This window comes from Aquamicrobium sp. LC103 (assembly GCF_001014615.2).
GTDB lineage: Bacteria > Pseudomonadota > Alphaproteobacteria > Rhizobiales > Rhizobiaceae > LBCQ02.
In genome coordinates, this window is the sequence record NZ_LBCQ02000015.1 from 108,910 (window position 1) to 128,017 (window position 19,108).

21 protein-coding genes are annotated in these 19,108 nt (G+C 61.4%); 15 read left to right on the top strand and 6 right to left on the bottom strand.

Going from position 1 to position 19,108, the window contains the following annotated elements; genetic code table 11:
* Positions 1–2 precede the first annotated feature (2 nt).
* The 4 genes from XW59_RS25510 to XW59_RS25525 form a co-directional block, all read right to left on the bottom strand.
* Complete coding sequence (locus XW59_RS25510) at positions 3–1,082, bottom strand: Ldh family oxidoreductase (RefSeq protein WP_047148710.1); 1,080 nt, start codon at positions 1,080–1,082, stop codon at positions 3–5.
* A 35-nt stretch (positions 1,083–1,117) separates the two neighbouring features.
* On the bottom strand, positions 1,118–2,398 hold the full coding sequence (locus XW59_RS25515) for a TRAP transporter large permease (RefSeq protein WP_052958552.1): 1,281 nt from the start codon (positions 2,396–2,398) through the stop codon (positions 1,118–1,120).
* Between the two features lie 7 nt (positions 2,399–2,405).
* A complete protein-coding gene (locus XW59_RS25520) occupies positions 2,406–2,867 on the bottom strand; it encodes a TRAP transporter small permease (RefSeq protein WP_052958534.1) in 462 nt (153 codons plus the stop codon).
* A 100-nt stretch (positions 2,868–2,967) separates the two neighbouring features.
* Positions 2,968–3,933 carry a TRAP transporter substrate-binding protein gene (locus XW59_RS25525; RefSeq protein WP_052958535.1) on the bottom strand — a complete coding sequence of 322 codons (966 nt, stop codon included), beginning with the start codon at positions 3,931–3,933 and terminating at the stop codon, positions 2,968–2,970.
* 205 nt (positions 3,934–4,138) lie between these two features.
* Here XW59_RS25525 and XW59_RS25530 point away from each other — a divergent pair, with 205 nt between their 5' ends.
* The 4 genes from XW59_RS25530 (at position 4,139) to XW59_RS25545 (ending at position 7,333) form a co-directional block, all read left to right on the top strand.
* Positions 4,139–5,125: a LacI family DNA-binding transcriptional regulator gene (locus tag XW59_RS25530; protein WP_082137835.1), complete on the top strand. Its 987-nt coding sequence runs from the start codon at positions 4,139–4,141 to the stop codon at positions 5,123–5,125.
* Positions 5,126–5,319: 194 nt separating this feature from the next.
* Complete coding sequence (locus XW59_RS25535) at positions 5,320–6,267, top strand: glycine betaine ABC transporter substrate-binding protein (RefSeq protein ID WP_136068516.1); 948 nt, start codon at positions 5,320–5,322, stop codon at positions 6,265–6,267.
* Positions 6,264–6,941 (top strand): L,D-transpeptidase, encoded by a 678-nt coding sequence (locus XW59_RS25540; RefSeq protein WP_082137854.1) that lies wholly within the window; start codon positions 6,264–6,266, stop codon positions 6,939–6,941. Before XW59_RS25535 ends, XW59_RS25540 begins: the two co-directional genes overlap by 4 nt.
* Before the next feature lie 29 nt (positions 6,942–6,970).
* The gene (locus XW59_RS25545; RefSeq protein ID WP_246666218.1) at positions 6,971–7,333 is read left to right on the top strand and encodes a hypothetical protein; all 363 of its coding nucleotides are present in this window, start codon (positions 6,971–6,973) and stop codon (positions 7,331–7,333) included.
* Positions 7,334–7,504: 171 nt separating this feature from the next.
* On the opposite strand, the gene XW59_RS25550 is transcribed toward XW59_RS25545, so the two are convergent.
* Complete coding sequence (locus XW59_RS25550; protein ID WP_047148714.1) at positions 7,505–8,566, bottom strand: ornithine cyclodeaminase; 1,062 nt, start codon at positions 8,564–8,566, stop codon at positions 7,505–7,507.
* Positions 8,567–9,484 (bottom strand): arginase, encoded by a 918-nt coding sequence (rocF, locus tag XW59_RS25555; protein WP_047148799.1) that lies wholly within the window; start codon positions 9,482–9,484, stop codon positions 8,567–8,569. It abuts the gene before it with no gap.
* Positions 9,485–9,610: 126 nt separating this feature from the next.
* Here rocF and XW59_RS25560 point away from each other — a divergent pair, with 126 nt between their 5' ends.
* The 11 genes from XW59_RS25560 to phnD all read left to right on the top strand — a co-directional run bounded on the left by XW59_RS25560 (position 9,611) and on the right by phnD (position 19,043).
* Positions 9,611–10,048 carry an Lrp/AsnC family transcriptional regulator gene (locus XW59_RS25560; protein ID WP_047148715.1) on the top strand — a complete coding sequence of 146 codons (438 nt, stop codon included), beginning with the start codon at positions 9,611–9,613 and terminating at the stop codon, positions 10,046–10,048.
* A 631-nt stretch (positions 10,049–10,679) separates the two neighbouring features.
* On the top strand, positions 10,680–11,429 hold the full coding sequence (gene phnF / locus XW59_RS25565; protein WP_052958537.1) for a phosphonate metabolism transcriptional regulator PhnF: 750 nt from the start codon (positions 10,680–10,682) through the stop codon (positions 11,427–11,429).
* A 90-nt stretch (positions 11,430–11,519) separates the two neighbouring features.
* The gene (gene phnG / locus XW59_RS25570) at positions 11,520–11,936 is read left to right on the top strand and encodes a phosphonate C-P lyase system protein PhnG (RefSeq protein ID WP_047148717.1); all 417 of its coding nucleotides are present in this window, start codon (positions 11,520–11,522) and stop codon (positions 11,934–11,936) included.
* The gene (phnH, locus tag XW59_RS25575) at positions 11,936–12,472 is read left to right on the top strand and encodes a phosphonate C-P lyase system protein PhnH (RefSeq protein WP_052958538.1); all 537 of its coding nucleotides are present in this window, start codon (positions 11,936–11,938) and stop codon (positions 12,470–12,472) included. Before phnG ends, phnH begins: the two co-directional genes overlap by 1 nt.
* Positions 12,472–13,575: a carbon-phosphorus lyase complex subunit PhnI gene (locus tag XW59_RS25580; protein WP_047148718.1), complete on the top strand. Its 1,104-nt coding sequence runs from the start codon at positions 12,472–12,474 to the stop codon at positions 13,573–13,575. The genes phnH and XW59_RS25580 overlap by 1 nt, the downstream gene beginning before the upstream one ends.
* Positions 13,572–14,486 (top strand): alpha-D-ribose 1-methylphosphonate 5-phosphate C-P-lyase PhnJ, encoded by a 915-nt coding sequence (locus XW59_RS25585; protein ID WP_047148719.1) that lies wholly within the window; start codon positions 13,572–13,574, stop codon positions 14,484–14,486. The genes XW59_RS25580 and XW59_RS25585 overlap by 4 nt, the downstream gene beginning before the upstream one ends.
* The gene (locus XW59_RS25590) at positions 14,483–15,295 is read left to right on the top strand and encodes an ABC transporter ATP-binding protein (protein WP_047148720.1); all 813 of its coding nucleotides are present in this window, start codon (positions 14,483–14,485) and stop codon (positions 15,293–15,295) included. The genes XW59_RS25585 and XW59_RS25590 overlap by 4 nt, the downstream gene beginning before the upstream one ends.
* A 7-nt stretch (positions 15,296–15,302) precedes the next feature.
* Positions 15,303–16,067: an ATP-binding cassette domain-containing protein gene (locus XW59_RS25595; RefSeq protein WP_206077749.1), complete on the top strand. Its 765-nt coding sequence runs from the start codon at positions 15,303–15,305 to the stop codon at positions 16,065–16,067.
* Entirely contained in the window at positions 16,054–17,244 is a 1,191-nt protein-coding gene (locus XW59_RS25600; protein ID WP_047148721.1) for an alpha-D-ribose 1-methylphosphonate 5-triphosphate diphosphatase, read from the top strand. Before XW59_RS25595 ends, XW59_RS25600 begins: the two co-directional genes overlap by 14 nt.
* A gap of 72 nt (positions 17,245–17,316) precedes the next feature.
* Positions 17,317–18,123, top strand: coding sequence for a phosphonate ABC transporter ATP-binding protein (gene phnC / locus XW59_RS25605; RefSeq protein WP_047148722.1), 807 nt, complete (start codon positions 17,317–17,319; stop codon positions 18,121–18,123).
* 17 nt (positions 18,124–18,140) lie between these two features.
* Positions 18,141–19,043, top strand: a complete 903-nt coding sequence (gene phnD, locus XW59_RS25610; RefSeq protein ID WP_047148723.1) for a phosphonate ABC transporter substrate-binding protein — start codon at positions 18,141–18,143, stop codon at positions 19,041–19,043.
* Positions 19,044–19,108: the final 65 nt, after the last annotated feature.

Genomic DNA, 19,108 nt, shown 5'->3' on the forward strand with positions numbered 1-19,108 from the left:
GATCATCCCTCCAGCACGGCTGATGCGGCGATACCCAGCTGCCCTGCAACCGCGACAACCTCGTCGACGACGGACTTGCCGAGCACGATGCCTTCGGCGCGCTGCTTCTTTTCCTTGCGGAACTCGATCTCGCCCGGCATCAGGATTTCCTCGGTGCCAGGCGCAAGCTCGGACGCCTTCATGATGCGGATGTATTCATCCATCCGCGCCTTGAAGGACGGTACGTCGACGAACGAGGCGATGTTGATGGCGATCACGAAGTGGCCGTTGCGCTGTGGCGTGTCGAGATCGTCGTAGAGATTGGTGAGTTCCTGGCCGAACTTGCCGCCCGTCAGCAGGCCGGAGAGGATTTCGCAAGCCAGTATCAGGCCCCACCCCTTGTGCCCGCCGATCGGCAGAATCCAGCCGCCGTTCTTGACCCAGTTCGGGTCGTTGGTCGGTCGGCCCTCGGCGTCCACCAGCCAGCCGTCCGGCAACGACATGCCCTTCTCGGCATAATAGAGGATCTTGCCTCGCGAAGACATGCCGAGCGCGGCATCGAGCAGGATTGGCAGTTCCTTGTCCGTCGGGACGCCGATGGCGATCGGAAGCGGTCCGGTCAGCATCGTCTTGCCGCCCCACACCGGCATGATCGGCGAGCCGTTCGTCGTCGCGATGCCGATCATATCCTGATCTATCGCCTGTTTGACGTAGTAGGCGTTCTCGCCATTGTGGTTGGAGTTACGGATACCCACCGCCGCGATACCCGTCATCCGGGCCTTCGAAATGGCGATGTCCATCGCGTGTGCGGTCAGGACGGAGCCAAGTCCCTCACCGCCGTCGATCAACGTGGTGGCGGCAGTCTCCGCAACCACCGTGCCCTTGGAGTTGGCTTTGAAGCCACCCTGCTGAAGGCGCCGGATATAGACGGGCAACCGGAGCACGCCGTGCGAGTTCATTCCGCGCGCATCCGCCGACACCAGCGACCCCGCAACGATCCTGCCATCGTCCGCCGAAACGCCAGCCTTTTCGAGCATAGCCGTTATTAGTGTTTCGAGACGTTCCGCGTCGACAAGGTATGAACCGTCGTCAAGTGTTTTCATGAGAATTTCCTTTCGAAATGAATCGGCGGCGGCCCTTATTGCGAGCCGAGAACGAGGTTCGGGAGCCAGAGTGAAATCTGGGGGAAGAGCGTCAGGATGAGCACCACCGCGCAACCGGCCAGAAAGAACGGGAACGTGGCCACGGCGCCGCGTTCCAGCGAGATGTTTCCGATCTTGGAGGCAATGGCGAGAACGATGCCCACGGGCGGGGTCAGAAGGCCGAGGCAAAGATTGGCCGTAACGATCACACCGAAATGAACCGGGTCGATGCCAAGCTGCTGCGAGACTGGGAACAGTATCGGCAACACCATGATCTTGGCTGCGTTCACCTCCATGAAGGTGCCGAGAATCAGCAGGACCAGATTTACGAGAAGCAGAAACGCAATCGGCGTGTCGGCGATCGAAAGGATCCAGTTGGCCATGGCTTCAGGCGTCCGGGTGTAGGCCAGGACCCATGCAAACAGTGAAGCCGCACCGATGATGATCATGACCACGGCGGTAGACTGGATCGTGGAGCGCAATGCCTGGAGAAACGTCTGAAGCGTCATCTCGCGATAGATGATACCGACGCCGAGTGCGTAGACGACGGCAATTGCAGCAGCTTCAGTAACGGTGAAGACGCCCATGCGAATGCCGATGAGGATGAATATCGGCAGCACCAGCGCGAATGCCGCCCCCCGCGCGGCGGAGAAAACCTCCCTCGCCGGCGCCGGCGGCAGGATCGGCATGTCATCGCGCAGGGCTTTCCAGACCACCACGGCAACAAGGGCCAAAGCCCAAATGGCAGAAGGAACGATGGCGGCAAGGAATAACCGCATGATCGAGGTGTCGGTCAGGAAACCGTAGAGGATCCAGGCGATCGACGGCGGGATCATCGGCGACAGCGGGGCCGAGGCAGCTGTTACGCCGACGGAGAATGCTGCCGTATAACCTGAACGGACCATCGCCGGGATGAAGGTGCGCCCAAGTGCGCTGGCATCGGCAACGGCAGAACCGGAGATTCCGCCAAACAGGACTGAGGCAAGGACGTTCGAAAGAGCCAATCCGCCTCGAAACCTGCCGACAAGGGCATTGGCAAAACGCACCAGGCGATCGCTCAGGCCGCCAAGGCTGATCAGCGCACCGGTGAAAAGAAAGAACGGAATGGCAAGCAGCGAAAAACTGTCCAACCCGGCGAACACGCGCTGAGGGATGATCAGCGGATTGATGCTGGCCCCGAAGAAGATGGCCAGGGAACTCGATACGATAATGGCAAAGCCGATCGGCAGGCCGATGACCATCAGCGCCGTGAAGGAAATGGCGAGAATCGTGAGCATGATGGCCTCAAGCCTTTGGTCCGGCGATGCGCCGGGCAACGAGAAAGAACGCGATCAGAGCGGCGCCGATGGGTATGGCGGCGTAGGCGTAGCTCATCTGGAGGCCGAGGCCCGTCGCGGTGCGGCGCGCGCCAGATACGGCGAAGCCGTAGCCGTAGTAGGCAAGGCCGCCTGCCATGGCGATCACGATGACATCGCGCAGCCAGCCGAAGAAGCGCTGCCAGGACTCAGGCAAGATGTCGACGAAGATCGTCACCGCGACGTGGCCGCCATGTTCGAGCACATAGGCGCTGCCGAGCATGGTGACCCACACGACGAGGAAACGCGCGAGTTCTTCCGACCAGATGGTCGGGGACGCGAAGAAGTAACGTGCGATGACCTGCCAGACGATCGCCGCCACCATGGTCAGGAAAAGCGCGATCAGAAGCTTGTCGAGCACGCTCTCGACAATTCCGAGTAACTTGTTCATGGAGATTGGGTCCTGGTGAAGGAAGCCGACGGGCAATCGCCACAAGGCGGCCGTCAGCTCCTGGAAGCTGGTTGCGTCAAATCACGAGGCGAAACGCGGTTCAGTCTTCACCGGCTCTCTGGAAGCGGTCGATCCATTCCTGGAAATCCGCAGGGTAGTTGGCCTTCATCGGCTCCAGCCGAGCACGAAACGCTTCCACGTCGGGGCGAATGATCTCGACCCCCCGTTCGGTCAGATAGTCCTCATAGGTGACGATGAGCTTCTGCATCTGCTCGCTGCCCCATTTCATGGCAGCCTCGCCTTCCTCAATGAGGATTTGCTGGACCTCCTCGGGGAGTCCCCGGAAGTATGCGGAGTCGAAAATGAACGTGTAGTACGCGTTCACATGGCCGGTCATGATCACATACGGCACGGCCTCATAGTATTTCGAGCGTATCTGCGCCTCGAGCGGATTCTCGGCGCCGTCGATAATGCCCTGCTGCATCGCCGTGTAGACTTCGAGGCTGGGCATCGGTGTCGGGCTGGCGCCAAGCGCTGTCCATGTGTCGCGGAAGATTTGCTGGTTCGGCACGCGCAGTTTCAGCCCGGCCAGGTCGTCCACGCTCTCGATGCGTTTGTTGACCGCCATCTCGCGCGGTCCGCGAAAACCCGCGCCCACCAGTTTGAAGCCGGATCTTTCCTCCAATTCGTCATGAAAGGCCTTGCCGACATCCGTCTTTTCGGTGACGACCCTGAAGTGCTCGTAGTCGCGAATGAGATAAGGATATGAACCGAGACCCGCGAGAGGCTCGTAATTGTCCAGGTGGCCGACTTCCTGAATGACGATATTGGTGGTGCCGAACTGCAGCGCCTCAATGGTTTCCTCGGCGCTACCGAGCACGCCCGAGTAGGACATTTGGATGATCACGTCGCCACCCGTCCGCTCCGCGACTTTCTCGGCGTACCGGTCACCTACCTTGGACCAGATGTTGTCTGGTGGAGCGATCGTGGCCGCCTGCAGCGTGATTGACTGGGCTACGGCGTGGCCCGAAGCGAGCATCGTCAGCAGGCCAACAAGCGCCGGCATTGCGGAACGGTGAAATTTCATGGTGATCCCTCCCTAGAATCATTGACGAGCGAAGCCTGATGGCTCAAAACAACCATCGATGATCAGCGCTAACATTCCAGTGTTAGCGTCTATCATAAACTAATGTCAATGCATTCGGAGCGCTATTTTGACAGGTGACACGACGATAAGGCGCCAGCCCCGCGCGACAGCCAAACAAGCGAGCATGGCCGACGTGGCCCAGGCCGCGGGTGTTTCAATGATCACGGTGTCCCGCATGTTGCGCCAACCGGACGTCGTCGCCGAGGCAACCCGCCTGCGCATTGAGAAGGCGATGACCGAGGTCGGATATGTTCCCAACCTCATCGCCGGCGGCCTCGCCGCCACGCACACCCAACTGGTCGCCGCCATTGTGCCATACATCCATCATGGCGTCTTCGCCGACGCGGTGCAGGGGCTTTCCGATACACTCAATGCGCGGGGCTATTGCGTGCTGCTCGGCAATTCCGGCGGCTCGACCGACAATGAGGAGACGATCGTGCGCGCACTGCTAGGGCATCGGCCGGCCGGGCTGGTGATACAGGGAGCAAACCACACCGAGCAGACGCGGCGGCTGCTAACGCGCGCAAGCATCCCTGTCGTCGAGATGGGGACCTTACCGGAAGACCCCATCGACATGAGCGTCGGTTATTCCAATACGGCTGCCGCCGTCACGGTGATCGATCATTTCGTGGGCACGGGCCGTCGCCGCATCGGCTTCATTGGCCATGCGTCTCAAAACAACGACCGGCACCGCCAACGCATGAAAGGCTATCGCCAGGGCCTGGAGAAGGCGTCGCTGCCGTTTGATCCGTCGCTTCTCGACGAGGCCGAATTCTCGATAGCCGACGGGACCGCCGCCTTCGTGCGGCTTCTGGAGCGCTCGCCGGACATGGACGCGGTATTCTGTTCCTCCGACCTGTGGGCGGCGGGAGCAGTTTTCGAATGCCAGCGCCGAGGCATCGCCATTCCCGGACGAATGTCGATCTGCGGCTTCAACGATCAGGAGATCGCAAGCCAGATGAACCCCCAACTGACGACCATTCGTGTTCGCCGCGAAGAGATCGGGGCGATAGCCGCGGACATGATTCTCACCCGGCTCGCCGGCGAAGAACCGGCAAGTACCCAGGTCGATGTCAACTACGAGTTCGTGATCCGGGGAACCACCGGCTGAGGTCCGCCTGTCGCCAAGGCCCTTATCGTCGCACTTCGGCGAGAACCCACATACTGCCGTCCTCGACTTAAAATCCACATGTTGCGGATTGGCTACGACTTGAATTGGCGCTGCGGGTTTGCAGCAGACTTGTTTTTCTTGTTAAACATTTCTGCATCGATGGAGAGGAGCGTCTGATGGGAGGTCGGCATGGCATGTCATGGAGCGCAAAACTTGCGACGGCTTTGCTACTGTTTTCCTGTAGCATTTCTCAAGCGAATGAACTCGTCATCGCTATGCCGAACTGGTTTTCAGGTAGGGCCAGCGCCAATATTCTGAAAGTGGCCTTGAAGAATGAATTTGGCCTCGAGGCGAAGGTGGCCGAGGCGGGCACGCTGACCGCCTTCGCAGGGCTGGATGCAGGCACGGTGGACATCCATCCAGAAGTCTGGCTTCCGAACCTCGACAATCTCGTGAAAAAATATGTGACGGATGCCAAGACGGTTGCACTTAGCCCGGTCGGCGTCGAGGCTTGGCAAGGCATGTGCGCGACACGCGCAGCCGCCGATGCCGGGATCAGCGATATTGCCGACCTGAACGACCCGAAAAAAACGGCTGTTCTCGATACCAATGATGATGGCCGCGGCGAAATCTGGATCGGCGCGCCAGCATGGTCTTCGACAGCTATCGAGCGCATCCGCGCAAACAGCTATGGCTACGGCAAGACCGTAACGCTGCTCGATATGCAGGAGGACGTCGGCATGGCAGCAGTGGATGCGGCCGCGGCAACCGCCAGCCCGCTCGTCTTTGCGTGCTATGCGCCACACGCCGTTTTCAAGCTGCACGATATCGTACGTCTTTCAGAGCCGTCCTACGATCCGGCAAAGTGGAACATTCTACTGCCGTCGGAAGATCCGCTATGGGAACAGAGTTCCACCGCGGCAAGCGCCTGGGACACGGCCCGCTATCACATCGCCTATGCGACATCGCTTCGCGACAAGCATCCCGAGGTCGTGGAATTCCTTGACCGGGTCACCTTCACACCCGAAGAAGCGACCGAGATGAGTTATGCGCTTCAGGTGGAACGCCAGGATCCCTACGACTTCGCCAAGCAATGGGTTTCAAAAAACGCGGCGCGGATCAAGGAGTGGGCCAAGCCATGAATTTGACCGTACACCGCTGTGGGTCGATCAAGCGAATTGCTTCTTTAGCCCTTGCCGTTTCCATCGCGTTGGTAGCGCCAGCTTCTGCAAACACACAGGTCTACGACCCACAAACACGGACCTGGGTCGACTACGGCAGGACAGAGGCTTACCGCTACTACAAGAAGCACGGCCAGGTTCCCGAGGCGTTCCGCAGGCAAATCGTACGATTCCGCACGGCCGAACAGCCCGGCACGATCATCATCGATGGTAATCAGCACTTCCTTTATCTCGTGCAACCGGGACAACAGGCGATTCGCTACGGCATCGGCGTTGGGCGCGATGGCTTCGGCTGGGCAGGCATTGTCCGAGTTGGCCGCACAGCGGAGTGGCCCACCTGGACTCCACCGGCCGAAATGGTCGCGCGTGATCCAAACGCCGCCAAATGGGCCGGTGGCCAACCGGGCGGGCCGGACAATCCACTCGGCGCACGCGCACTTTATCTCTATGAAGGCAACCAGGACACGATCTACCGCATCCATGGCACGCCGGAGCCATGGACGATGGGCCTTGATGTTTCCTCCGGCTGCATTCGAATGAACAATGATGACGTGATTGACCTGCATTCCCGCGTCCAGGTCGGAGCCAAGGTCATCGTGCTCATGCAGGGCGCAGCACTCTATAAGGGAGTGTGAGGTGGGACCCCACAGGGAGTAAAACTTCAATGAGGAAGAAGACCGATGGGCCGGACCGGATGGGCTGCCCCGCGTTTGGTAGACAGGCGGCAATTCTATCGAGTGTGCTGTTTGTCCTGGGGCTGAGTGCATGCCAAAGCACGCCAGACCCAACACCCGAGCAAATGTCGCGCACCAAAGTGGAGACTGCTCCAGCCGATCTTCAACTCCTATGCGCCACCACGGTCGCCCAATCGGGAGGCGTCGACGAAAGCCGGGTGTTACCGGTCGGTTCGCGTAAGCTCGATGCTCGCACCTACCATGTTGACCTCAACGTCGATGGCCGATCGACAAGTTGCGTTGTCGACGACGACGGAAAAATCCTCTCTGTCGGAGCGATCGCCGCAAGCTGACTTCGTGCCTGCCCCGCGAACGGGTCCGTACCCTGTTGATGATATAATAGATGAACCATTGGTGGTTCTGGATACGGTCAGCAGAGCCACGCTGACAACGCTCCAACTCCTGAAAGGAAGCAGCCCGGCATCGCTTTTCAGGCAAGTACCGGGCGCCGGGCCCTTTAAGCATTAACTCGCAGCTTCTGCCGCTGCTGGAGAGCGCATCAGCATGCCGAACAAATCGCGCGGATCGTCCGGGTCGGCGATTAGATCGAGGAATTCGAGCGCATCACCACCGACCGTCAGATCATAGACATAGCGCAGCGCCGAAAAATCCTCGATGGCGAAGCCGACCGAATCGAACAGGGTGATCTGGCGCTCGTCGCGCCGGCCGGTGGCGTGGCCTTCTATCACCTCCCACAGCTCGGTTACGGCATGGTCCTCGGGCAGCTGCTGGATTTCGCCCTCGACACGCGTCTGCGGAGGAAATTCCACGAAGATATCGGAGCGCAGCAGGATATCGCGGTGAATCTCGGTCTTGCCGGGGCAATCGCCACCCACCGCATTGATGTGCACCCCGGAGCCGACCATGTTGTCGGTCAGGATCGTGGCATATTGCTTGTCGGCGGTGGCGGTGGTGATGATCTCTGCTCCCTCGACGGCCGCGGCCGCGGCATCGCAGATCTCGATCGAGGCGAACCCCTGACGGGCGAGGTTGCCGGCGCATTTGCGCGACGCTGCCGGATCAATATCGTAGAGACGCAGCCTGTCGACGCCGAGCAGCGCCTTGAAGGCGAGCGCCTGAAACTCGGACTGCGCGCCGTTGCCGATGACCGCCATGGTCATTGCGCCCCTCGGCGCAAGATATTTGCCGGCAACAGCCGACATGGCGGCCGTGCGCAGGGCGGTCAGCATGGTCATTTCAGAAAGCAGCACGGGATAGCCGGTCGAGACATGGGATAGCAGGCCGAAGGCAGTCACGGTCTGGAGACCTTCGCGAGTGTTTTTCGGATGGCCGTTGACATATTTGAAACCGTAAAGCGTACCATCGCTGGTCGGCATCAGCTCAATGACACCGTCGACACTATGCGACGCGATGCGCGGCGTCTTGTCGAAGCTCTGCCAGCGACGGAAGTCCTCCTCGATATAGCCGGCCAGCTCCGTGAGGAAGCGCTCTATGCCCACCGAATGCACAAGCCGCATCATGCGGTCGACACTCACAAACGGCACGACATTCAGTTGCTTGTCCATTCAGGCTGCCCTCTTCTTTCCTATTATCGTCTTTCCGAGCAGGCTGCCCACCAGTTCTATGGCGAGACCGGCCGTGCGGCCACGTTCATCAAGCGTGGGATTGAGTTCGACCACGTCCAGACTCGTGACCAGCCCGCTTTCGTAAAGCATCTCCATTGCCAGATGAGCCTCGCGGAAGGTGACGCCGCCCTGAACCGGTGTGCCGACGCCCGGAGCCAGCTGCGGATCAAGGAAATCGACATCGAAGGAGACATGCAGCAACCCGTTCGCCGCGCGCACCTCATCGAGGAAGGTTTCCAGCAAAGGGCCGATGCCCTTGCGATCGATGGCGCTCATGTCGTGGACGCGCACCGGCGAGGTGGCCAGCGCCTCGCGCTCGGCCTTGTCAACGCTGCGCAGGCCGAGAATACAAACGCGCTCCTGTGACAGCGGAGCGGCCAGCGGCGGGAAATAGCCTTCGAAGTCCGGCAGGCCGCACAGATAGGCCAGCGGCACGCCATGCAAGTTACCGCTGGTGGTGCTGTCCAGCGTGTGGAAGTCGGAATGGGCATCCATCCACAGCACGAAGAGTGGCCGGTCCTGCTCGGCGGCGCGGCGGGAAAGGCCCGACACCGAGCCTGCCGAGATGCTATGGTCGCCGCCGAGGAAGATAGGGAACCCGTCGGCGCTTGCCGCATAGGCCATTTCCGCAGTCGCCTCGATCCAGGCGCTGACCTGCGACAGGAACCTCAAATGGTTGCGATGGACAGGCATGGCGCGCGGCTGCGGCGCTGGAACGGCGCCCAGATCGACGACTTCATGGCCGAGCTCGCGTAGCGCTGCGGCCAGCCCGGCGCCTTTCAGCGCCTCGGGACCGAGCGCACACCCCGGAACGGGCTGTCCCTGTTCGACCGGTACGGAAATCAGCTTGCAGTTCATGGCCGCCCTCGTTGTCATCCATTCAAGAAGACCCATTTTTCGCGGCACTTGGAAGTAGCCAGATTGCCTAATCTGGTCAGAAGACTTACCATTATGGAAAGGCTTATTGACCGAAATGGACAGAAAATGGACGCAGTCGACCAGCGCCTCATCACCATATTGCGTCACGACGGACGGAGCAGTCTTTCCAATCTGGCGACAGAACTCGGTCTGACCCGCGCCACCGTTCGCGCGCGGCTGGAGCGCCTGAAGAACAGCGGCGAGATCATCGGCTTTACCGTCATCCTGCGTTCCGATGCCATTGACCTGCCGGTGCGCGGCATCATGATGATCGAGATTGGCGGCCGCAGCGCCGATGCCGTCATCAAGGCGCTTAACGGATATTCGGAAGTAAGCGCCATCCACACAACCAACGGCAAATGGGATCTGGTGGTGGAGCTCGGAACATCCGACCTGATCGAATTCGACCAAGTGTTGCGGCGTATCCGGCTGATCCCCGGCATCACCAACTCCGAAACCAGCCTGCTGCTGGCCACGCCGCGCAGCGTCAAGGCAAGGCTTTAGACCCTTGCCGTGTATGTCTGGCTTTCTCCCTGAAAGTTCGCCCGGTTCGAGCGTAGGAGTTTCGGCTATTCAGTCCTGCCCTATATATGATCCAGGGCTAGGCAATTTTTCGAACACGGCTGGCTTGTTCGACGAATGCCTTCGGGGCCAAGTCCAGAGGGCACTGTGGGGCTGTCTTCGTTGTAAATGGCACCAACATCATTCGTTCGTCGATCAGGCCACCACCTTTCTTCGACAGCTTGCCTAGGTTCCGCCAATCGATACCGCTGAGCCCAAGCTCGTGCCGGACCGCCGGTGCATCGGTGTCTCCCGTTCTCCATGACGTCGCGCGGCCGGAACTGGAAGCGGGTTCGGTGCGCGTCGCATTGAAGGCGGCGTCGCTCAACCATCGCGAGTTGTGACAACCAGCAGATTTATCGGGCAATGCATCGGGCGCGTCACGTCAAGGCGGTGAGATCGCCAGCCCACTAGGAACTAGCGCTCGCTTCAGTGGCATGAGAGCATCGCCCCCTCCCCAAAAATGGAAGAGCACCGCGATCACGGCGCTGGCCTCGATACGTCCATTCTTCTTCATGTCCCTGTCACAGAGACTCGTTATTGAATGAGTCATTCGAATGAATCCGAGGGCACTATGGGCCTCCAGCAATGGCAGATGATCCGCGACCGGATCGCAGACGATATAGCCGCCGGTGAGCTGGCTCCCGGCGCGCGCCTTCCGACGGAAACGAAACTTTGCCAGCTTTTCGGCGCGGGGCGGCATTCCGTCCGGCGCGCGGTGTCAGCGCTCGCGATCGAAGGCAAGCTCCGGGTCGAGCAGGGCCGTGGCACCTTCGTCGAGGATGCGCCCCTCATCGACTATCATATCGGCCGTCGAGCCCGCTTCCGTCAGAACCTCCGCTCGCAAGGCGTGGTCCCCGCGGGCGAGGTCATTTCCGCACAGGTGATGCCGGCGTCCACGCGCGTCGCGCGCGCACTTCAACTGAACGAAGGCGATCCCGTGCTGCGGATACTGACACGCGGTTTCGCCGATAGTGTCCCGATCAGCATCGGCCTTTCCTTCCACTCCGTCGCACGGTTTCCAGACATGGCGGCGCAGCGTCAAGCGGGCCGGCATGTAACGGAAATCTATCGCGACGCCGGTATCGGCGACTATTTCCGCAAATCAACAACCGTTTTCGCGCGGCGCGCCGAGCCCGAGGAGGCCGAACTCCTCTCCCAGCACCCGGACCAGCCCGTGCTGGTGGTGCGCAAGACGGACGTGGACTCTCAAGACCTGCCCATCGCCTATTCCGAAGGAATCTGGGCGGCCGACCGAGTGCGCTTCACATTCGATGTGGATCCCGTCACGGCCGCCGGATTCGATCCGCCGAACCAAGCATAACCGAAAAAGGCGGTACGCCAGCATGGGCGATCCGCCAGGCAAAAGAGGACGACAATGTCTGAACGAGTGAGGGCTCCCGGAGACGGGGGCATGACGGAGCACGCGCATCTTTTGGGCATATTGGCCCGCGCCAGGCCCGAAGGACTGAAGGCGCTGGCCGAACGGTTGCTGCCCAACCTCGGCGTGATCGAGGTACTCCAAAGCCGGACCGGGCTCGTGATGCTGCCCATGCGCGACACGGTGAAGGGCACGGATTTCCATCTGGGCGAAGTGCTCGTGGCGGAGGCTCACATTCGAGCTCCTTCCGGCGAGGAAGGCTACGGAATGATCGTCGGCCGCGATCTCGATCGGGCAATGGCCATGGCCGTGGTGGACCTGACGGTAGCGGTCGATCTTTCTCCCACCGTCGCGGAATTCGTCGAGCGCGAAGCCGCCCATCTGGCAGCGATGGACCGGGAAACCTTGCGCGCCGTCGAGGCGACCCGCGTCAAAATGGAGACTTTCTGATGGAGATGATCGTCCCGCCCCGGCCGGATGCTGGCGAAACACGCGACAATCAAACTTTCGAGGCGCTGATGTGGGCAATGTCCCGGCCTGGCAAAGTATACGAGATAGCGGAACCCGGCCTGCTGTCAGTCGCGATGACACTCGTGGACATTGAAATGCAAGTCTATTGCGACGACTCCGCGCTCGCCGAGGCGATCTCGCGGACCGGTGCCTGCAAGGCGGCGGCGGACGAAGCTGGATATCTCTTCGTGGCGGGCGACCCGATGCCCGCGATCAGGACAGCGGACCCGGGCACCGCGCTCTATCCCGACAATGGCGCGACGATCGTGATTGCAGCTTCCATCTCCGGCGGCCCCCGGCTGCAGCTCACCGGACCCGGCATCATGACGACCATCGAGGCGAGCCCGGATCTGCCGCTTGCGTTCTGGGTCGAGCGTGCCCGCCGTTCGGCCTATCCGGCGGGACTGGATCTGATCATCGTGGAGGAACGCCGCGTTATCGCGCTGCCGCGCTCCACTCAAGTGGAGGTGCTCTGATGGCTTACGTTGCAACGAGAGGCGGCGAGAGCGCGATCGTCCAGTCCGAACGGCTCTACCGCGCAGGTCTTGGCGCCATCGACGCCGATCGCGTGGCGGAAGTCGGCAGCGCGCTGCCATGGCTGGTGGACCGGGTGATGGGCGAGGCGTCTCTCTACGAACCGGAGAGCGCCGCGCTGGCGCTGGCGCAAACTGGCGGCGATCTCTACGAAACCGTGCTGTTGCTGCGCGCATGGCGTACGACGCAGCCGCGTCTGGCCATAGCCGAACCGGTCCTGCAGGAAAACCTCTTCACCCACCGCCGCATCTCCGCGGCCTTCAAGGATATCCCGGGCGGTCAGATTCTGGGGCCTACGCTCGATTATTCCCACCGCATCCTCGCAACTTCGGTGCTGGAGGGAAATCCCTTCATGCCCGAACCCGTCGCGCCAGCCGACGAGCCCGCACCGGCACGCCAACCGAGCCTTGCCGCCTGGCAGAAGGCCCAGGGGCTTGTGGCCGACCCGCCCCGGGAAGAAGTTGCGCCTAAGGACATCCCGGATCTCACGCGGGAGGCACTGTTGTTCCCCGCGCCCCGCGCGCATGTGCTGCAAAGTCTTGCCCGTGCCGATACCGGCGGCGTGCTCACCCTCGGCTATTCGGCGATGCGCGGCTACGGCAATGCCCACCCGACGGTGAACGAGCTGCGGCTGGCGGAGGCGGAAGTCTGTGTCAGGCATCCGCGCGGCACGGTATTTTCTGCCGGTCGCGTGAAAGTCAGCCAGGCCGAGGTCGCCGCCAAGGAGGCCGAAGGTATTCGGCTTGGTTTCGCCGCGACGCTCGGGTGGAACGAGATCAAGGTGATTTCCGCGGCCACGCTCGATCTCAACGCGCCGGGTGCTGCCAAGGGTTCACCGGTCGAGGAGGAGTTCGTGCTCTACCACACCGAGCCGGTGGAAGCGTCAGGCTTCTGCATCCACTTCAAGCTGCCGCATTACGTGACCTTCCAGTCCTCGCTCGACGCCATCCGCAACGCGAAGACGAAGGATGCAGTACCCGCGAAACCCACTCCCACAGCGGCCAAGACAAAAACACGCGAACTCGAAAAGGAACCGGCCGAATGACCGCCCTGTCCGAACTCACGCGCCCCTGGGCGGCAATGAGCTATGGCTTTCTGGACGCCTCCGCCAAGCGCGAGATGCGCCGCAAAATGCTCAAGGCCATCGCCGTTCCTGGTTGCCAGATGGTCTACGCGAGCCGGGAGGTGCCGATGGCGCGCGGCTGGGGCACTGGCGGCCTTCAGGTGACGCTGACGCTCGTCAATCCCGCCTCCGTGGTCAAGGTGATCGACCAGGGTGCTGACGACAGCGTCAACGCGGTTTCCATCCGCAAATTCCTCGCGCGCGTTTCCGGCGCGAGGGAGACCTGGGACACGCTTGAGGCGACGATCCTGCAATCGCGCCACCGCATCCCCGAAGAGCTGATGCGCGAAGATCAGATCCTCGTGCTTCAGGTTCCGAACCCCGAGCCCCTGCGCCCGGTCGAGCCGAACATGTCGGTTGCCCGCGAGATGCATGCCGATGCGGATTACGGACGGCTCTGGCTCATCCTCTACGAACAGATGGTGCGCTCTGGCCGCATCATGCAGGGCGCGGCCTACCCTTCGCTGGTCAATGGGAGACATGTCATAACCCCTTCCCCCATCCCTCGATGGGATGTGCCGAAATTGCACATGGCGCACCACCTCACCTTTCTTTCCGCCGGTCGCGAAAAGCGCATCTTCGCAGTGCCGCCCTTCACCTCCGTCGAGCCGCTGGTGTTTTCCGACGTGCCATACAAGGTCGAGGAGCACGGCGACCTCACCTGCCACCGCTCGGGCGTAAAAGGCTATTTCATGAACGAGATCCCGCAGGATGACGGAAGCTCCGCCTTTGAGCTCTCCGACAGCAATCTCGGCATCAAGGCGATCCAGGCGCGCGACGGCGAACCGGTGAAGATCGGCGAAACCTGGTACAACAGCGGAGCGATGCAGTGAGCGCCACAAGCGAAATTCTTCCCCTCGATGCGCCGCGCCTCCTAACCGCGACGCCGGTCTTGCAGATGGAGAGCGTCAGCCGCCGCTTCGGCGACGTCGTCGCGCTGGAGGATGTCTCCGCAACGGTCTACCCCGGCGAGGTGCTGGGTATCATGGGCGAATCCGGCTCCGGCAAGTCGACGCTTCTGCGGCTGATGAACCTCGAGGACAGCCCGGACAAGGGCGACTACCGGCTCGACATTCCGGGCGCTGCCGGCAACCTCTTCGACCTCGACCGCTATGGGCGCCGGATGCTGCGCGCGCGCCATATCGGCATCGTTTATCAGAACCCGCATCTTGGCCTTCTGATGCGCAACTCCTCCTCCGGCAATGTGGCGGAACGGCTTCTGATTGCCGGCGAACGGCGTTTCTCGGAACTGCGTGCCCGTGCTGGCGACGCGCTTGCAGCCTCGGAATTTCCGCTCGAACGCATGGATGCGCCGCCTATCGAGCTGTCTGGCGGCATGCAGCAGCGAGTGCAGCTGGCAAAGGCGATAGCACTCGAGCCGGTGCTTCTTCTTCTGGACGAGCCAACCACAGGGCTCGATGTCTCCGTGCAGGCGCTCGTGCTCGACACACTCAAGCGCCTTCAGCGCGACCGTGCCATCACCATGGTTCTGGTCAGCCACGATCTGGGCGTCATCCGCACCATGGCCGACCGCGTAATGGTGATGCGCCGCGGCCGCGTCGTCGAGGAGGGCCTTGCCGACCAGATCTTCCAGGACCCGCAGCACGAATACACCCAGGCCCTTGTCCATGCCAAACTGTGAGAGCGACATGACCGACGATATCGCCGTGCTCGCGCATCCGCGAACAAAAGTGGCCCAGTCATCCGCAACCCAAGCAGTGCTGGAGGTGGAAAACCTTACCAAGCACTTCGAGATGCATCATCTAGGCGAACGCCTGTTTGCTTTCGAAGGCGTAACCTTCCGTCTCTTCCCCGGCCAGTTCCTACTTGTGACGGGGCGCAACGGTGCGGGAAAATCCACCCTCCTGCGCACGCTCTATCGCAGCTACCGGCCGAAGGGCGGCCATGTTTGGCTCGACACTGCGGAAGGTCGGATCGATCTCGCGCGCGCCGCGGATGTCGATATCGCGCTTTTGAGAAGACGCGAGATCGGCTTCGTCACCCAGTTCCTGAACCCGCGCCCGCGCGTGACGGCCGAAGACATCGTGGCCGAGCCGCTGCGGCTCGCCGGCCGCCAAAAAGGCGAAGCGGTTGACGAGGCGCGGCGCTGGCTCGGCGAGTTCGGCGTGAAGCGCGAACTCTGGGCCGCCTACCCTTCGACCTTCTCGGGCGGCGAGCAGCAGAAGGTGAACCTCGCCCGCGCGCTCATCCTACCCCAGCGCCTGCTGATGCTGGACGAGCCGACCGCCTCGCTCGACGTGAATGCGCGGCACGCGCTGATCCGCCGTCTGTCCGCACTGAAAGAGGCGGGTATCGCCATGGTCGGCGTTTTTCACCACCGCGCCGACATCGCCGACCTCGTCGACAGCGAACTCGATCTGACCACGCAAGAGGTACACCATGTGGCTGAGTGATTTTCGCATTGTTCTGCCCGACCGCGTGATCGAACGCGGCTCGGTCTGCATCGAGGACGGCTTCATCAGGGATATCGCCGAGCGGCCGATATCCGACGCGGCACTCACCGGTAACGGGCTCATCCTGCTACCGGGCTTTATCGACATGCACGGCGACATGATCGAGCGCGAAATCGAGCCCCGCCCAAATGTAAACATGCCAATGGAGCTTGGCTTGCGCGATCTCGACCGCAAGCTCGCCGGGTCTGGCATTACAACGGCCTATGCCGCGCTCTCCTTCAGCCCCGCCTCCACCTATGGTCATCTACGCAGCTACGAACACACCAGTGCGGTGATCCGTGCGCTCTACGCGATGAAGGACCGGCTTCTGGTCGATCATCGCATCCATGCCCGCTTCGAGATCACCTTTCCCAAGGCGCTCGAAGTGATCGACGAGCTGATCCGCGAAGGGACGGTGGATCTGATTTCACTCACCGATCATACACCCGGTCAGGGGCAATATCGCGATATCGAGCGGGTTGCTCAGCGCATGGCCGCCGAGAAGGGTGTGACACGCGAGGAGGCCGCTGCCCTCGTCGCACGCAAGATCGAGGAGCGCACACGGCCGGCCGAAGAACTCGCCGCAACGCTCGCCCGAATTTCAAAGACGTGTCACGCCCATAATGTGCATCTGGCGAGCCATGACGACGACACCGTCGCCAAGGTCGAGATCATGGCGCAGCTTGGCGTCACGATAAGCGAGTTTCCAGTGACGGAAGAGGCCGCGCGCGCCGCGCACGATTACGGGTTGTTCAATGCGATGGGTGCCCCCAATGCGATGCGAGGACAAAGCTATTCAGGCAATCTTTCCGCGCGCGAGGCGCACCGCCAAGGCCTCCTCGATATCCTCGCTGCGGACTACCATCCCTCTGCGATCCTGCCGGCTGTGCTTGAATTGGCGAAGATTGATCCGGAGGGACTTACGGGTGCTGCCCGACTTTCCGCGGCGAATGCGGCACATGCACTCGGGCTCGACGATCGCGGAACAATCGAGATCGGCAAGCACGCCGATCTGGTTGTTGCGGACGACACCGGCATCGGCCACGTCGTCGCGACGCTTCGCAACGGTCGCACGATCTTTTCCGACGGCCGCCTGCTTCTCTCCCGCGAGAGAATGGCGCCGGTTCATGCCGACTAAAGTCATTCGAATGTCATGACGAATTCATCCGAATGATAAACCACCGTTACATACAGCGGGCACGATGGCGACATGAAAACGGATAGCCTCTCTATTAACGGACTTTCCCGCCGCTTTGGCGCCACCCGCGCCGTAGACCGCGTGACGCTTGACATTCCATCGGGTCAGTTCGTCGGGGTCATCGGCCCCTCGGGCGCCGGCAAGTCGACGCTGCTTCGGTTGATGAACCGCCTGATCGATCCGACGGAAGGTTCGATTCATTTTGGAACGACCGAGGTAACCTCGCTTCAAGGCAAGGCGCTGCAACACTGGCGAAGCAACTGCGCGATGATCTTCCAGCAGTTCAATCTGGTGGAACGGCTGGATGTCTTGACCAACGTGCTGGTGGGCCGGCTTTCGGACCACAACATCGTCTCATCGATGTTGAAGCGCTTTTGCGATGAGGAACGCGCGGAAGCAATTCTTGCCCTCGAACGCCTTGGACTGGCGCATAAGGCACTTGAGCGGGCGGGAAATCTCTCAGGCGGGCAGCAACAGCGTGTGGCGATCGCCCGCGCTCTGGTCCAGAAACCCCGTATCATGCTGGCGGACGAACCGATCGCCAGCCTCGACCCCGGTAATGCCACGCGCGTGATGGAAGCGCTCCGCCGCATCAATCGCGAGGACGGCATCACGGTTATCGTCAATCTGCACACGCTGGATACTGCTCGCACCTATTGCGACCGCATCATCGCCATGCGCAATGGCCAGGTGATGTTCGACGACCGGGCAAGGCAACTTACCAACCGCATCGTTCGTGATCTCTACGGCGCAGAAGACATGCCGGAGATCGATGAGGAAGTCACATCCACAGCCGTGCGCGAGCTCGTCACGGCCTAACTCGGAAGGATACAGATATGCGTATTGTCACTGCTGCGCTTCTGACGCTTGCCGCCGCCAGTTCGGCAGTCGCGCAAGACTGGAAAGAAGATTACAAGACCGTCCGCATCGGCGTCACCTCGGCCGAGAACGAGGCCGACCGCATGGCGCGCTGGGAACCCTTCCGGGAATATCTGGAAAAGACACTGGGCGTCAAAGTGGAGATCTTCACCGCCGGCAGCTATGACGGCGTCGTCCAGGCGCTCGCGGCCGACCAGATCGAATGGGCTTCTCTCGGCTCTTCCGCATATGCGGCCGCATGGACCGCGAGCGAAGGCAAGGTGCGACCCATTCTCACCGCGCAGGAAAAGGACGGATTGACGGGCTACTACTCCGTGATCGCGGTGCGATGCGATTCTGGATACAAATCCATCGCGGATCTGAAGGGCAAGGTCGTGGCCTTCGCCGATCCGGATTCCACCTCCGGCTATGCGGTGCCTTATTTTAATCTCGTCCAGCAGGACATCGAGCCCTCGACATATTTCTCGGCCACCCCGTTTTCGGGCAGCCACGAGGCCGGCGTGCAGGGTGTCGTCAACAAGCAGTTCGACGCCGCCGCCACTTACATCAACAACGAGGCGACCGGCATTCCCCAGCGCATGGTCGAAAAGGGCATGATACCCGATGGCGAAATCTGCTTCGTCTGGCGGTCGCCCGAAATCACCAACGGACCGGTCACGGTTCGCACCAATCTTCCCAACGAAATGGTCGATGCGGTCAAGGCCGCCTATCTTGCGGCTCCCACCGCGGCACCCGAAGCTTTTACGGCGATCAGCGGTGGCGAGGCCGCCAATACGCAAGGCTATGTCGAAGTCACGCATGAGCGCTATCAGTGGATCGTCGACATGCGCGAGTGGCTGAAGGCACAGCGCCGGAGCTAAGCCTACGCCTGCGGCAGCTCGCTCGGGCTGCCGCACTCCGTCCCTTTCATCATCCTTACCGGTTG

Coding starts and splice junctions, on each gene's coding strand:
- XW59_RS25550 (WP_047148714.1), bottom strand. CDS start 8,566: ATGGACAAGCAACTGAATGTCGTGCCGTTTGTGAGTGTCGACCGCATG.
- XW59_RS25545 (WP_246666218.1), top strand. CDS start 6,971: ATGAGGAAGAAGACCGATGGGCCGGACCGGATGGGCTGCCCCGCGTTT.
- XW59_RS25595 (WP_206077749.1), top strand. CDS start 15,303: ATGACCGACGATATCGCCGTGCTCGCGCATCCGCGAACAAAAGTGGCC.
- phnD (WP_047148723.1), top strand. CDS start 18,141: ATGCGTATTGTCACTGCTGCGCTTCTGACGCTTGCCGCCGCCAGTTCG.
- XW59_RS25540 (WP_082137854.1), top strand. CDS start 6,264: ATGAATTTGACCGTACACCGCTGTGGGTCGATCAAGCGAATTGCTTCT.
- XW59_RS25600 (WP_047148721.1), top strand. CDS start 16,054: ATGTGGCTGAGTGATTTTCGCATTGTTCTGCCCGACCGCGTGATCGAA.
- XW59_RS25585 (WP_047148719.1), top strand. CDS start 13,572: ATGACCGCCCTGTCCGAACTCACGCGCCCCTGGGCGGCAATGAGCTAT.
- phnH (WP_052958538.1), top strand. CDS start 11,936: ATGGAGATGATCGTCCCGCCCCGGCCGGATGCTGGCGAAACACGCGAC.
- XW59_RS25525 (WP_052958535.1), bottom strand. CDS start 3,933: ATGCCGGCGCTTGTTGGCCTGCTGACGATGCTCGCTTCGGGCCACGCC.
- XW59_RS25520 (WP_052958534.1), bottom strand. CDS start 2,867: ATGAACAAGTTACTCGGAATTGTCGAGAGCGTGCTCGACAAGCTTCTG.
- XW59_RS25530 (WP_082137835.1), top strand. CDS start 4,139: ATGGCCGACGTGGCCCAGGCCGCGGGTGTTTCAATGATCACGGTGTCC.
- XW59_RS25535 (WP_136068516.1), top strand. CDS start 5,320: ATGTCATGGAGCGCAAAACTTGCGACGGCTTTGCTACTGTTTTCCTGT.
- XW59_RS25515 (WP_052958552.1), bottom strand. CDS start 2,398: ATGCTCACGATTCTCGCCATTTCCTTCACGGCGCTGATGGTCATCGGC.
- phnF (WP_052958537.1), top strand. CDS start 10,680: ATGGGCCTCCAGCAATGGCAGATGATCCGCGACCGGATCGCAGACGAT.
- phnG (WP_047148717.1), top strand. CDS start 11,520: ATGACGGAGCACGCGCATCTTTTGGGCATATTGGCCCGCGCCAGGCCC.
- phnC (WP_047148722.1), top strand. CDS start 17,317: ATGAAAACGGATAGCCTCTCTATTAACGGACTTTCCCGCCGCTTTGGC.
- XW59_RS25580 (WP_047148718.1), top strand. CDS start 12,472: ATGGCTTACGTTGCAACGAGAGGCGGCGAGAGCGCGATCGTCCAGTCC.
- XW59_RS25560 (WP_047148715.1), top strand. CDS start 9,611: ATGGACGCAGTCGACCAGCGCCTCATCACCATATTGCGTCACGACGGA.
- XW59_RS25510 (WP_047148710.1), bottom strand. CDS start 1,082: ATGAAAACACTTGACGACGGTTCATACCTTGTCGACGCGGAACGTCTC.
- rocF (WP_047148799.1), bottom strand. CDS start 9,484: ATGAACTGCAAGCTGATTTCCGTACCGGTCGAACAGGGACAGCCCGTT.